This window comes from Rhodococcus sp. IEGM 1241 (assembly GCF_033142365.1).
Classification (GTDB): domain Bacteria; phylum Actinomycetota; class Actinomycetes; order Mycobacteriales; family Mycobacteriaceae; genus Rhodococcus_F; species Rhodococcus_F erythropolis.
The window spans coordinates 1,785,401-1,798,360 of sequence record NZ_JAWLSE010000001.1 but is presented as its reverse complement, the minus strand read 5'-3'; the positions used below and the strand labels follow the sequence as shown (position 1 = coordinate 1,798,360).

Sequence of the window (12,960 nt, the reverse complement as noted above, 5' to 3'; positions counted from 1 at the left end):
CCGGCTAGATTGGCAAGTGTGAGTCGAACCGGACTGAAAGCGTCGGTGGCCACGGTGGTGGCCGGATCGAGTGCAGGCACGCTCTCCTGGTTGGGCTACAACTATCTGATGTCGCAGGCGGGGGCGGCCCGTGGGGTGATCGGTCGCAATATCGCCAAGCCACCCGAGGCGGACGGGGTGTACGCACCCGGCGCCGACAACCCGGAACTCTGGTGGCGGGCCGTGCCCTTCGATCTCCACTTGATGATCTTCGGCGATTCGTCGGCGGCCGGCGTCGGCGCGCTGACGGCGTCGGAAGTTCCGGGTGTGCAGGTCGCGAAGCTGCTTGCGAGTGAAACCGGGAAGCGAATCCGTTTGAGCACCAAGGCCATCGGCGGCGCCACCTCACGCGGGTTGAGTGGGCAGGTCGACGCCATGTTCGTCGCCGGCCCTCCCCCGGATGCTGCCGTGATCCTGATCGGCGCCAACGACGTCACGGCCAAGAACGCAATACATGCTTCGGCAAAACGCCTCGGCGACGCGGTACGACGGCTACGCGAGAGTGGCGCCGTCGTTGTTGTCGGCACCTGCCCGGATCTGGGGGTGGTCACGGCTATCCCGCAACCACTGCGCTCCGTGGTGCGTGAATGGGGTCATCGTCTCGCGCTCGCCCAGGCGTCCGCGACCAGAAACGCCGGGGGTCATCCCGTTCCACTAGCCGACCTGCTGGCCAAGGAATTCCTGGCCTCGCCCGACACGATGTTCTCGGCTGATCGTTTCCACCCGTCGGCGGCCGGCTACGAGCTCGCGGCGAAGCAGATCGTCCCGGTTCTCGCGTCGGCTCTGGGTGAGTGGCAGGGTGGCCCGCTACCCGAACTTCCCCACGTTTCGGAGGCGGCGCAAGCTCGCACCGTCGCAGCCCGACTGACGGCAGCGGCAACTCAGTGGAAAGCCTTCGCGAGACGCACCAAACCCGCAGTTCAGCGCCCCGACGTCAACTGAGTGAGACTGCGTGACCACCATCTGGGAGCGGCAACGTAAATTGTAAGTCGAAGCTGCATTCAACTTGCCCTGCTCGACGGCGTTTCAAGCCGCCCACGAGCAGTACACAAAAGGAGTTTTCATGCCCGAGGCAGTAATCGTCTCAGCAGTACGGTCGCCCATCGGCCGCGCAATGAAGGGTTCGCTCAAGGACATCCGCCCGGATGACCTCGCAACCCAGATGGTTGCCGCCGCGTTGGCAAAGATCCCCGAGCTCGACCCCACCGAGATCGACGACCTCATGCTCGGTTGCGGCCAGCCCGCCGGCCAGTCGGGCTTCAACATCGCCCGCGTCGTCGCCGTTCAGCTCGGCTACGACTTCCTCCCCGGTGTGACGGTCAACCGTTACTGTTCCTCCTCGCTGCAGACCACCCGGATGGCACTGCACGCCATCCGCGCAGGCGAGGGCGACGTCTTCATCTCTGCCGGCGTCGAGTCCGTCTCCAGTTTCATCACGGGCAACGCCGACGGCCTACCCAACACCAAGAACCCGCTCTTCGACGCAGCGCAGGCTCGTAGCGCCAAGCTCGCCGAGGGTGGAGTCGCCTGGACCGATCCTCGCGAAGAAGGCCTGATCCCCGACGTGTACCTGGGCATGGGCCAGACCGCCGAGAACGTCGCTTCGGCCACCGGCATCACCCGCGAAGACCAGGACCGCTGGGCAGTGCGCAGCCAGAATCGCGCCGAGGAAGCCATCGCTCGCGGATTCTTCGAGCGTGAGATCACGCCCGTCACGCTCGCCGACGGCACCGTCGTCTCCAAGGACGACGGCCCCCGCGCCGGCACCACCTACGAGGGCATCAGCGGCCTCAAGCCCGTCTTCCGCCCCGACGGCACCGTCACCGCCGGCAACGCCTGCCCGCTCAACGACGGCGCAGCCGCACTGGTGATCATGTCCGACACCAAGGCGAAGGCACTCGGCCTGACCCCGCTCGCTCGCATCGTCTCCACCGGCGTCTCGGGCCTGTCCCCCGAGATCATGGGCCTCGGCCCGATCCAGGCCGTCAAGAACGCCCTGAAGATCGCTGGCAAGTCGATCTCCGACATCGACCTGTTCGAGATCAACGAGGCATTCGCCGTGCAGGTCCTCGGATCCGCTCGCGAACTGGGCATCGAAGAGGACAAGCTCAACATCTCCGGTGGCGCGATCGCCCTGGGTCACCCCTTCGGTATGACCGGTGCCCGCATCACCAACACCCTGATCAACAACCTGCAGGAGCAGGACAAGACCTTCGGCGTCGAGACCATGTGTGTCGGCGGCGGACAGGGCATGGCAATGGTGATCGAGCGCCTCAGTTGATCCCCTGAGCACGTCGAAAGCGGCCGCCCGGCTTCTGCCGGGCGGCCGCTTTCGTGTGGTCGTGTTTCAGGTAGTCGTGAATTTCCGAGCAAAACTCCCCAACTCGCGAATCAACGCTCGTGCAGCGTCGTCCTCACGCTGGACAGCGGCGCGGGCTTCGTCGGCCCAACCGTGGCGGAGCAGTCGCTTCGCGGCAAGGACTGCCGGTCCGATGTTGGCGGCAATCTGCTCGGCACTCTCGCGGGCGCGTGCCTGTACCTGGTCGGCCGGCACGGCGGCTGTCGCCAGTCCGTAGGCGGCAGCTTCGACGCCGCTGAGCCACCGGGCCGACAGGATCAGCTCGGCGGCTCGCTGCGTTCCGATCACCTTGGGCAGCAACCAACTACTGGCAGCTTCAGGAGCGGTACCCAGCGAAGTGAACGGTGCCCGCAGGCGTGCGTCCTCGGCAACGTAGACGACGTCGCAGTAAAGCAGCATGGTCAGGCCGATGCCGACGGCAGCGCCGTGTACCGCGGCGATCAATGGCTTCGGGAACTCCACCAGCGCGACGATCAGCGGCGCGAATGCGTGGCCGAAGTCGGCGTTGTCTGCGCCTGGTTCGGCGAGTGCGCGTAGGTCGACGCCACTGGAAAATGCCTTGCCTGCGCCCTCGACGATCACCACGGCCACGGCTTCGTCCGACGCCGCGTCGTCAAGCGCCTTGGTCAACGCTCGAAAGCCGGCCGCATCGAAAGCGTTCAGGCGGCCCGGATTGTTGAAGGTCAGCGTTCGCACTGCTCCGGCATCCGCCACCAGCACGGGTTCGGTGGTGTTTGTCGACATTCGCTCCCCCTTCGCCCAAACCAAGCAGTTGCTAGGTATCCAAGCACCGTAACCGCCCACAGACGACAAAAGAAGGGCCCCGAGTGGGGCCCTTCTTCGTGTTACGGAACGACTCGAGAACTAGTCGTTGTTGAAGTAGCTCAGCAGACGCAGGATCTCGACGTACAGCCAGACCAGGGTGACGGTGAGGCCGAATGCGACGCCCCAGGCTGCCTTCTCCGGGGCCTGTGCGCGGATCAGCTGATCAGCGGCGTCGAAGTCGAGCAGGAAGCTGAAGGCTGCGATGCCGATGCAGACGAGGCTGAAGATGATGGCGAGCGTTCCGCCGTCACGCAGTCCCAGTCCGCCGTCGACGAAGAAGCTCGCGACGAGGTTGCCGAGCGCCAGAACGACAACGCCGATCAACGCGCCGATGATCATTCGCGTCAGACGCGGTGTCACCCGAATCGCGCCGGTCTTGTAAACCACGAGCATGCCGAAGAACACGCCGAAGGTGCCGAGGACTGCCTGCGCGATCAGTGCCGATCCGCCGACGCCACCGAATTGAATATCGGTGAACATGAACGACAGCGCACCGAGGAACAGACCCTCGGCGACGGCGTACGCCAACACGATTGCCGGGTTGTCCATCTTGCGGCCGAACGTCGCGACCAGAACCAGAACGAGGCCGACGAGACCGCCGCCGATGACCAGCGGGGTAGCGAGGTCGGCGTTGTTGTTGACGAGGAAGTACGACACCAGTGCCGAGATCGTCAGCACGCCGAGCGTGATGCCCGTCTTGGTGACGACGTCGTCGATCGTCATGGCCCGCGAGGTGGGACCGGTCTGGTACGGCTCGGCCGGAGCGTACTGCGGCTGACCGAACTGCTGGGTTGCCTGCGAGGCGCCCGCCGTCGCAGATCCGAACGAGGCGTATCCGTTGCCCTCTTGCTTGGGCAGATTGCGGAACACCGGGTTGCTGGTGGTGCGCACCGTGATCATCCCTTCATCGTGGTGGCCTACGACGGGTGCGTCGCGGGTTCGCCGTACGGATCCGAGTTTCCGACACGGTCCGTGTACCTAACTAAAAGTAAAGCACTCGTAATTTACAACGTCGAAGCGTCGGTTGTAGTTCCCGGCGCATTTCCGGAAGATCAACACTCTTCGATACTAGGACGGTTTGACCGACTTCATCACGATGAACTTGGCGTTCTTCGCCATCGCTTCGCTCGGTCCCACCGCGGCTTTCAGCGGTTCGCGATACCCCAGATGCGCGTTGTGAACAGTCCACAACTCGCCACCCGGACGCAGGACGCGACCGGCGGCTTCGAACATCTTGAGTGCTCCGCCGGTGTGCACCGCCGCGCCGACGTGGAACGGCGGGTTCAACAGAACCAGATCGGCACTCGCACTGGGCAACGAACTCACGGCGTCGTCGCGCAGGCCGCTCACCCGTTCGCCGACGCCGTTTGCAGTTGCGGTCGCCAGAGCCGAAGCGACGGCTGCCGAGGACTGATCCGTTGCGATCACGTGGACATCCGGGAACTTCCGCGCGATCGCCGCCGCGAGAATGCCGCTGCCACAACCCAGATCGATCACGTCGCTCAGCGGATCGACCGCAATCTTTCCGAGGTTCTCCAGGAGCAACCGGGTGCCGATGTCTAGGCCCGCACCGGCAAACACGGCGCCGTGAGCAACGACGTCGAGGTCGAACTCGTCGAGGCGTTCGGTCATCGGGAACGTGATGGCAACATCGGCCTTCGGTTCCGATGCCTTGAGTACGCGGGACTTCTGACGCCCACGCGAGGCGCTGACGTCGGAAAACGATTCGCCGAGAACCTTGTTCATCGCCGGGGTGATGTGCTTGTCACGCCCACCGGCGAAGACACGAACCGCCGGGTCGGCGTGGAGCGCGATCAGCTGAGCGATCTCGGCAAGTTCGGCGAGGCTACGCGGCAATTGCATGAGCACGACGCGGGCGCCGCTGAGCAACTCCTCGTCCAGTCCGTGGGAGGTGAAGGCGTCACTGAAACCGAGTTCGCGCGCATTGTTCGCGAGGGCCATCTCTCCGGTGAGCGGATCCTGGTGAACCCGCACGCCGGCGATTCCGTGAACGAGCGCAACACCGGCGGTCAGCGCACCGTAGTGATCGCCGATCACGACGACGGTGCCCGCCGGTGTCGCGGCAAGAGCATCGGCGGCCTCGTCGAGGATCAGACGATCAGCCGCGTCGACGGCAAAGAGATTGGGTGCCTCGACATCGGGGAATCGGCGCAGACGATCGAACAGTTCGGGTGTGTCGGACATGCCACCAGTCTTTCAGGTGAATCAGCTCAACACTCAATCCCTGGAAGTGCAGGTGATCAGTTCGACATCCACATCAGTTCGACATCCCCATCAGTTCGACATCCACTGCACGACGTTGTCGACGGTTTCGCGTTCGGTGCGGAATCCGTTCACCGGGTGGTCGGTATCTGGGTATCCGAACGAGATCGCGCACACGACCTTGCGAGTGTCGTCGATGCCGAAGTGCTCGTGAATGAACTTGGAGCTACCCGCGAGCGCCGCCTGCGGAATGGTGGCCACCCCCAGGCTCTGGGCCGCGAGCAGGAAGCTGTTCACGTACAACCCACAGTCGACGGCGCCGTAGGTGCCCAATGCCTCGTCGGTGGTGATGATCGCGACGTGGGGAGCGCCGAAGAGCTCGAAGTTCTTCATCGTCTGTGCCGCGGAACCGGCGCGGTCACCGTGCTCGATTCCGACGCTCGAATAAAGCGCCATCGCACAGTCGAACCGACGCGACTTGTAGATGCCCTGGTACTCGCGGGGGAACTCGAAGTCCGACTCCTGGGCGTTGGCCATCACGTACTCACCGAGGCCGGCGCGGAATCGTTCGGTGCCCTCTCCTTCGGTGATCGCAACCTGCCACGGTTGCGTGTTGCACCACGAGGGCGTCTTCTGCGCCAGCCGAAGGATCTCCTCGATCACCTCACGTGGCACCTGACGGTCCTCGTACGCGCGGCAGCTGATCCGGGCATCGAGCAACCCTTCCAGGCTCGTATCCACGACGATGCTCTCGGTCATGTGTTCTCTCCTCGATCAGGCTGCACTACAACACTTCGCACGATAGAACTATCGCTTCAACGCAATAGTCATCGGGTCACCTTTGCGAAGGCCGACACCAGCTCGCCGAACTCCGACATCGCCGTGTCCGGATCCGGATCAACAGCTGCCAGCGCGACCAGCACATCGGTAGCACCGGATTCGAGCAGCTGTTCGGCACCGATCATCGTCGCCGGGAGATCGATCGAACCGTCAGCCCCGCGAACAACGGTCAGTCGCCCACGGACCTGCAATTCCGCTGGATCGCGTCCGAGATCCGCCATGGCCTTCCGGATGACATCGATCCCTTCACGTAGGTCGTCGTCCGCGGCGCCCATGATCGGAATCCACCCGTCACCCCAGGTTGCGACGCGTCGTACGACGGCTTTGGAGAGCGAACCGGATACCCAGATCGGGATTCCAGCGGCTGGACGGGGCGCGCAATACACGTCGTCGAACTTCAGACGAGGAGTGTCGATGCTCGCCGGCGCCGAACTCCACAGGGCCCGGCACACAGCGAGAGCGTCGTCGAGCAACGGTCCTCGTTTACCGAAGTCCATACCGACCGCGTCGTATTCGCGTTGCTGCCAACCGGTTCCGACGCCAAGGTCGAGGCGGCCACCGGACAGCAGATCGAGTGTCGCGGCAGTCTTGGCAAGTACCGCTCCCCCGCGAAGCGCCGCGATGACGATTCCGGTCCCCAAGCGAATTGTCTTCGTCTGTCCGGCAACAAAAGCCAGGACGGTCAGCGGTTCGAGCCAGTTGGCGTCAGGCTCGGTGGGGAACGCCGACCACGTATATGCCGAGTTGTCCGAGCCCATCACCACATGATCGGTGACGAGGACCCGGTCGAAGCCGGCAGCTTCCGCGCTCTGACAGACCTGCACGAGTTTCCCGTAGGAGTTCTCCGCGAGAGTGGTGCCGAAATTAGGAACGTTCAGACTGAAAGTTGTCATGTGTCAAGCCTTTCGGGGCCGGTTGGTCCAGCCGCCTTCTTCGGTGGGGAACCAGCCTCCGGCAGCGTGCGAGCCGCCGTCGACGTGGATGACGGTTCCGGTGATGTATCTCGCCAGGTCTGAAGCCAGGAACAGCGCGGGGCCGGCAATGTCGACCGGCTGGCCCGGTCCACCCAGCGGTGCCCACCCCGGCCACTTGTCCCAGTCATCGGCAGAGACGATCCTGCGATACGGCACCTGTACCGACTCGATCAAGTCGGGGGCAATGGCGTTGACGCGCACTCCGGTTCGACCGATTTCCACACCAAGACTTCTGGTGAACTGCGTCAGCGCAGCCTTGTATGCCGAGTACATGGTGTGGCCCGGGATCGCTCGATGCGCCTCCACCGTCGTCAGGTTCACGATCGATCCACCGGCTCCGCGATCGATCATGCCGGGAAGCAGGGCATGGGTCAGGCGCACGACGTGATCGAAATTGATGTTGCCCGCCTCGGACCAGAATCCTGGATCCGTACCGGTGAACGCTGTCGGCGGGTTCAGGAAATGACCCACATTGTTCACCAGAACGTCCGGCGCGAACTCGGTCAACGCGACGGGGACCTCCTGCGCACGCACGTCGTACTCGAGATGGTTGATCGAACCACCTGCAGCTGAGTCGAATTCGACCTCGCCCAGCGGTGCCATGTCCACAACCAGAACTGACGCGCCATGCGAGGCAAATGCTCGAACGATCGCTGCGCCGATTCCCTGGGAACCGCCTGTGACCACTGCCTTCTTACCCACCAACATCGGCCCTGGGAAGTACGCCGATCCGACCACCACGAAGACACCCTTCTGCAGTTCGATGTGAATCACTTCGGCGTACCGTCACACATCGATCGGCAAAACGGGCGCAAAGTTCTCACTCAGTGGTAGCCGCGACACCCAGCCTGCTCGGACCGCCTGGTCGCTCATTCAAATAGTCCGGAATCTCGGCTGCCCGTATCGGCATTCCCTCCAGGTACCCCTGGATCACGTCACATCCGCACTCCGTCACTATCGCGCGCTGCCTCTCCGTCTCCACGCCCTCGGCAACGGTGTCCAGCCCGAGAGATTTGGCAATCGCGATGACGGCTCGCAGGACAGCGAACCTCGAATTCGAGGGATCCGCGTCCAGCGGTGCGACGAACGCCCGATCGATCTTCAACCGATCGAGCGGCAGTCGGGCCAAGCTGGCAACCGAGGAGAACCCTGTACCGAAGTCGTCCATCGCAATCGCGATTCCGAGCGCCGAGAGCTGTACCAACACATCTCGGTCGGCATCGTCGATGACCAGCGATTCGGTCACCTCGATCTCGAGTCGGCTGGGGTGGAGGTTCACCTCGTTCAGTGTCTGGCGTACCGATTCGACGTATCGACTCGAACGCAGTTGCACCTGAGAAACATTGACGGCAACCCGAATGTCCTCCGGCCACGTTGTCGCTGCCGTGCAGGCAGCCCGCAAAACACCTGCACCGATCGGCACGATCAAGCCGGTTTCCTCGGCGACCGAAATGAAGTCTCCCGGCGAGACGAGACCTGAAGTCGGATGGTTCCACCGCAGCAGAGCCTCGAACCCGACAACAACTCCCGTCGCGGCTGAAACCTGCGGTTGATAGACCAACTCGAACTCTTCGTCGATCAACGCACGACGAAGATCCAACAGTGCTCTGGCCCGACCTGTCGCACGATCCCGCAAAGTCGCATCGAAGGCGCGAATCTGGTTCCGACCGCTCTCCTTTGCGTGGTAGAGCGCGAGGTCCGCAACAATCACCAGGTCTTCGAGGCTGTCGGCGTCGTCGGGCATCGAGCCGTACCCCAGACTGGCACGAATGCGAATCTGGTTGCCGACCAGTGAAAATGGTCGTTCGAATGAGTCGAGAATCGTTTGGAATCGTTCCTCAACCTCATCTGCACTCGCGATGTCGTCGAAGGCGGAGTCGTCGAAGGCGGAGTCGTCGAAGGCGATGGCAAACTCGTCACCCCCCAGTCGCCCACAGATCTCGTTCGATCGCAGAACGCTGTGCAGCCTGCTCGCAACATCGCGAAGCACGTCGTCTCCGACGTGGTGTCCCAACCGGTCGTTGATCGACTTGAAGTTGTCCAGGTCCAGAATCGCCAACCACACTCTGCGTCCGTCCCGAAGCCTCGACGAGAGCTGAGAGTTGAAGCTGTACCGATTCTTGAGCCCGGTCAGAGAATCGACTTCCGCCAGTCGCAATATATTTTGACGCTGGTGATAAGAGTGCGTGATATCGGATCCGACACCGCGCCACCCGTAGTCCGCCCCGTCGCCGCTGGCGGGGTGACCTGACATCGACCACCAGCGAGTATCGCCCCGTACGACAACTTGCATGGTGAGGTCCCGAAACGCCGTCCCGGCTTGAAAATTCGCGGTGAGAAGATCAAGGGACTTCCTGCCCGCCTCTGTTCGAGATGCGCCGATCCCGATCAGGATCTCGTGCATGGTGCGGCCCCGAATCTGCGCTGCCGGTAAACCGACCTGCTCGGCAAATCGATACGACACGGTACTGGCGATACCGCGCGAATCGGTTTCCCAGAGCCAATCCTGCGCTCCGTCTTCGAGATCGTTGAGCAACAATTCGACGAGATCTCGTTCGTCCTCGGCTACGAGTTCGGCGCGTAGCCGTCTCTCGAAGAGGTTGGCCAACAGCAAAGTTCCGCTGTAGAGCGAGCCTACGAAGATGACCAGCACCCCGATCAGTACATAGCGCGAGGGTTCCGGCTCGGTCCAGAATCCCCCCGCCAACCCAAGCCCAACCAGTCCGATCCATATCAGCGTGAATCCGCGAAACATCAATGTCGGGAAAACGCCGACTGCGATGCCTCCCATCAATGTCGAGGTCAGCACCAATTCGTTACCAGGATCCAGGATCGGGAACAGCACCAGCGCCAGGCACGCGAGCAAGACCCCCCACACGACGACCTGGGTTGTGAGTACAACCAATTCGGTGGTCTGCGACTCCGAAACCCCCAGCCGCGAGCGCCCCAGCCAATAGAGGCTGAACGCGATGCTCGACACGGCCACGACGCTCGGCCATACCCAGCGGAACATCCCGGTATCTGCCGGCAGAAGCACCACGATCGTCGAAAGCGCGATAGCAGCGATCAGGAAGGCCCACGGCAGTACTCGCGACGTGAACTCCAGGCGTCGGTTGAGAAGTCGGTGACGATCGTAATCCGAAAGGTGGTCGTCAGAACCTCGTCGACCGAGCCTGCGCACGGTGGTTACGACTCGACGTCTGCGTACCACCGCCGGGTCATCCACGTCGGCCTGCTGTCGCCAGCGCCACTGCCTGGACAGACATGACTTCGCCGGCAGCACGCCCCTGCACCGTCCGCACCCCCGCAGCCGCAACGGCCTTCAGTTGCTCCTCGCTGTCCACCCCCGAGACAACGACCTCCATTCCCAGTGCGTCGACCAGATCCACGAGCGCTTCGAGGATCGGCCGCCCGCCGGGCGCCGCACCGGAAATGGAGCGTTCGATGCGCACTCGCGTGAACGGAAGGCCGGACAGTGATGCAAGGGAGGAGAATCCGGCTCCGAACTCGTCGACCGTCAGCGATACTCCCATCTCCGCGATGGCATGCAACGCGGCTCTGGACTGGTCGGTAATGACAGAGGACTCGTCGAGTTGGAGCTCGAACTGCCCTGCCCTGGCATCTGATCGACGAAGCGAGTCGCCGACCGCCTCGATGAACGCCTCCGATTCGAGCTGACGCGTCGATACCGCGACGGCTACCCGCAGGTGATCAGGAAGACGCGACGCCGCCTCGCACGCCAACTCGAAGACTGTCGTTCCTAGTGAATAAGCCAAACCGGTGTCGTCTGCCACGCTCATGAATTCGGCGGACGTCACAGCTCCGAGGCGGGCGTTGTGCCAGACCACGCGGACCTCCACGGCCACGATCTCGCGGGAGAGCACGTCGATCCTGGGCAGCAGCTCGAGTTCGAGGTCCTTCTCCGCGACGGTGTTTCCCAGATCTTCGAGCAGGCGGGCCCGCCGATCGGCCACGGACTTCATCGAGTCTCGATATTCACGCACGGCCCCGCGCCCAGATTCCTTTGCCGCGAACAATGCGAGGTCCGCAGCGCCCATCATTTCGTCGGCGGAGGACGGCAGTTCGGCGGGGAGGTAGTACCCGATGCTGCATCCGATCTCCAACCGCGTGCCGGCCACTGTGATCGGCTCATGCAGAGTTTCGATGTAGCGGCCGAGCAGAGTACGAACTTGCGAACTGTCACCCATGTCGGTGAAAAGAATCGCGAACTCGTCTCCACCCAGACGTGCGAACAACTGTGACATTCCGCCGGCTTCGGACAGGCGATCCGCGACCTCTCGCAGAACCGCGTCGCCAACGGTGTGACCCAGTGTGTCGTTGACCGATTTGAAGTTGTCGAGGTCGAGCATCGCCAACGCGAGACCACTTTCGCTTGTGTACGGATCACGCAGCAGTCGCTCGAGCTCGGTCCAGAAGCTGTGCCGGTTCGGCATGCCGGTCAGTGCGTCCACGCGACCCATCCGCACGATCTCGTCACTCTGCAGTTTCACTTCCGTGACGTCGGAACCGACTCCTCGCCAGACGAACTCGTCAGGTGTGCGGCCGGGGCGCGGGCGTCCGGAGATCTGCCACCACCGGATTTCACCGTGCACTCGGACCGGAACGAGCACGTCGACGAATGCGGTCTTCGTGTGGCGGGCTTTCTGCAACTCCATGAGCGCATCGATTCCGCCGGGGATCCGTAGAGTGCCCAGCTCCATGAACAGGTCTTGCCACGCCGTTCCCTGCAACTCGGCGGAGTCCAGCCCCGCTTCGGATGCGAGCCGCGTCGGGATTCGGTTGAATTTGCCTTTCTGGTCCGTCTCCCACACGAAGTCCCCGGCGTTGCCTTCGAAGTCTTCGAGCAGCATCTGCACAACCGATCGTTCCGATGCTGCGCGCAGCTCGGCTCGGTAGCGAGATTCCAGGTTGCCCGAGACCACTATCGTGCCGCCGATCAGAGCTGCTCCGTACACGATCAATCCGATGAGAATTCGTTCGAACTCGGGCCCCGGTTGGAGCCAGAACGCCACGCCCAAAATCACGAGATTCGACAGGACCCAGGTGAGTCCGACGATCCGCAACATCGCGGTAGCCACGGCTCCGGCGCCGGTGATAGACGCGGACGCCGCCGTGAGGATCAGATCGCCGGAATCGTCCAGGATCGGATACAGGACCAGGGCGAGCGAGGAATACAGGATCCCGACTACAGCAAATTCGACGATGAGAAACGCGTAGGACATCCGGTACGTGGGTGCGATCAGGTTGAAATGAATGGCGAGACCGACGCACATCCCCACCAGCCCGATCACTCCGGACAGGAATGGCCACAGGCGCGGCAACGGTCCGCTGTCCGGCGGAATCACATACAACGTCAGCCCGAGTGTGACGACTAGGTGGACAGCAGCGGCCCACGGCAGCACGCCGAAGGTGACGGCTATCTGCTCACGAGTGACGTCATCGCGCTGCGCGGGCGTCAATCTTTCTCTCTGGTGGGGTTGCAGAAGAGACAGGACCGACATCACTTACCTCCCGCTCCCACGACTCAATTCGAATCGGACGTCCGACTCAGCAATTCTCTCGTAATTAAGCACTGCGCTGCCAACCAGTACGTCCGACCTATTTCGGAGTCAGGTCTGCCCACAGACACAGTAATCAGCAAACTACTGGTCTGCCGGTAGTTGGTGCGGCAAGTTTGAT

The 12,960-nt window shown here is 62.8% G+C and carries 10 protein-coding genes; 2 read left to right on the top strand and 8 right to left on the bottom strand.

Annotated features, from left to right (window positions below; all coding sequences use genetic code 11):
* The first annotated feature begins 9 nt into the window (after positions 1–9).
* Both R4P70_RS08645 and R4P70_RS08640 read left to right on the top strand, forming a co-directional pair.
* Entirely contained in the window at positions 10–981 is a 972-nt protein-coding gene (locus tag R4P70_RS08645) for an SGNH/GDSL hydrolase family protein (RefSeq protein WP_046378939.1), read from the top strand.
* A 121-nt stretch (positions 982–1,102) separates the two neighbouring features.
* Entirely contained in the window at positions 1,103–2,320 is a 1,218-nt protein-coding gene (locus tag R4P70_RS08640; RefSeq protein WP_019744600.1) for an acetyl-CoA C-acetyltransferase, read from the top strand.
* A gap of 66 nt (positions 2,321–2,386) precedes the next feature.
* Here R4P70_RS08640 and R4P70_RS08635 read toward each other — a convergent pair whose 3' ends face one another.
* From R4P70_RS08635 to R4P70_RS08600, 8 genes are all read right to left on the bottom strand, one after another.
* Positions 2,387–3,142 carry an enoyl-CoA hydratase/isomerase family protein gene (locus tag R4P70_RS08635; protein ID WP_070385462.1) on the bottom strand — a complete coding sequence of 252 codons (756 nt, stop codon included), beginning with the start codon at positions 3,140–3,142 and terminating at the stop codon, positions 2,387–2,389.
* Between the two features lie 120 nt (positions 3,143–3,262).
* Positions 3,263–4,114, bottom strand: coding sequence for a Bax inhibitor-1/YccA family membrane protein (locus R4P70_RS08630; protein ID WP_029536818.1), 852 nt, complete (start codon positions 4,112–4,114; stop codon positions 3,263–3,265).
* Between the two features lie 177 nt (positions 4,115–4,291).
* Entirely contained in the window at positions 4,292–5,428 is a 1,137-nt protein-coding gene (locus R4P70_RS08625; protein ID WP_317830675.1) for a class I SAM-dependent methyltransferase, read from the bottom strand.
* Between the two features lie 90 nt (positions 5,429–5,518).
* Positions 5,519–6,205 (bottom strand): nitroreductase, encoded by a 687-nt coding sequence (locus R4P70_RS08620; protein ID WP_020908534.1) that lies wholly within the window; start codon positions 6,203–6,205, stop codon positions 5,519–5,521.
* Between the two features lie 68 nt (positions 6,206–6,273).
* Positions 6,274–7,179 carry a TIGR03619 family F420-dependent LLM class oxidoreductase gene (locus tag R4P70_RS08615; protein ID WP_042952497.1) on the bottom strand — a complete coding sequence of 302 codons (906 nt, stop codon included), beginning with the start codon at positions 7,177–7,179 and terminating at the stop codon, positions 6,274–6,276.
* A gap of 3 nt (positions 7,180–7,182) precedes the next feature.
* Positions 7,183–8,034: an SDR family NAD(P)-dependent oxidoreductase gene (locus R4P70_RS08610; protein ID WP_135000444.1), complete on the bottom strand. Its 852-nt coding sequence runs from the start codon at positions 8,032–8,034 to the stop codon at positions 7,183–7,185.
* A 46-nt stretch (positions 8,035–8,080) separates the two neighbouring features.
* On the bottom strand, positions 8,081–10,486 hold the full coding sequence (locus R4P70_RS08605; RefSeq protein ID WP_317830674.1) for a putative bifunctional diguanylate cyclase/phosphodiesterase: 2,406 nt from the start codon (positions 10,484–10,486) through the stop codon (positions 8,081–8,083).
* Positions 10,479–12,782 carry a putative bifunctional diguanylate cyclase/phosphodiesterase gene (locus R4P70_RS08600; RefSeq protein WP_249346597.1) on the bottom strand — a complete coding sequence of 768 codons (2,304 nt, stop codon included), beginning with the start codon at positions 12,780–12,782 and terminating at the stop codon, positions 10,479–10,481. The genes R4P70_RS08605 and R4P70_RS08600 overlap by 8 nt, the downstream gene beginning before the upstream one ends.
* Positions 12,783–12,960: the final 178 nt, after the last annotated feature.

Coding starts and splice junctions, on each gene's coding strand:
- R4P70_RS08640 (WP_019744600.1), top strand. CDS start 1,103: ATGCCCGAGGCAGTAATCGTCTCAGCAGTACGGTCGCCCATCGGCCGC.
- R4P70_RS08635 (WP_070385462.1), bottom strand. CDS start 3,142: ATGTCGACAAACACCACCGAACCCGTGCTGGTGGCGGATGCCGGAGCA.
- R4P70_RS08625 (WP_317830675.1), bottom strand. CDS start 5,428: ATGTCCGACACACCCGAACTGTTCGATCGTCTGCGCCGATTCCCCGAT.
- R4P70_RS08620 (WP_020908534.1), bottom strand. CDS start 6,205: ATGACCGAGAGCATCGTCGTGGATACGAGCCTGGAAGGGTTGCTCGAT.
- R4P70_RS08615 (WP_042952497.1), bottom strand. CDS start 7,179: ATGACAACTTTCAGTCTGAACGTTCCTAATTTCGGCACCACTCTCGCG.
- R4P70_RS08600 (WP_249346597.1), bottom strand. CDS start 12,782: ATGTCGGTCCTGTCTCTTCTGCAACCCCACCAGAGAGAAAGATTGACG.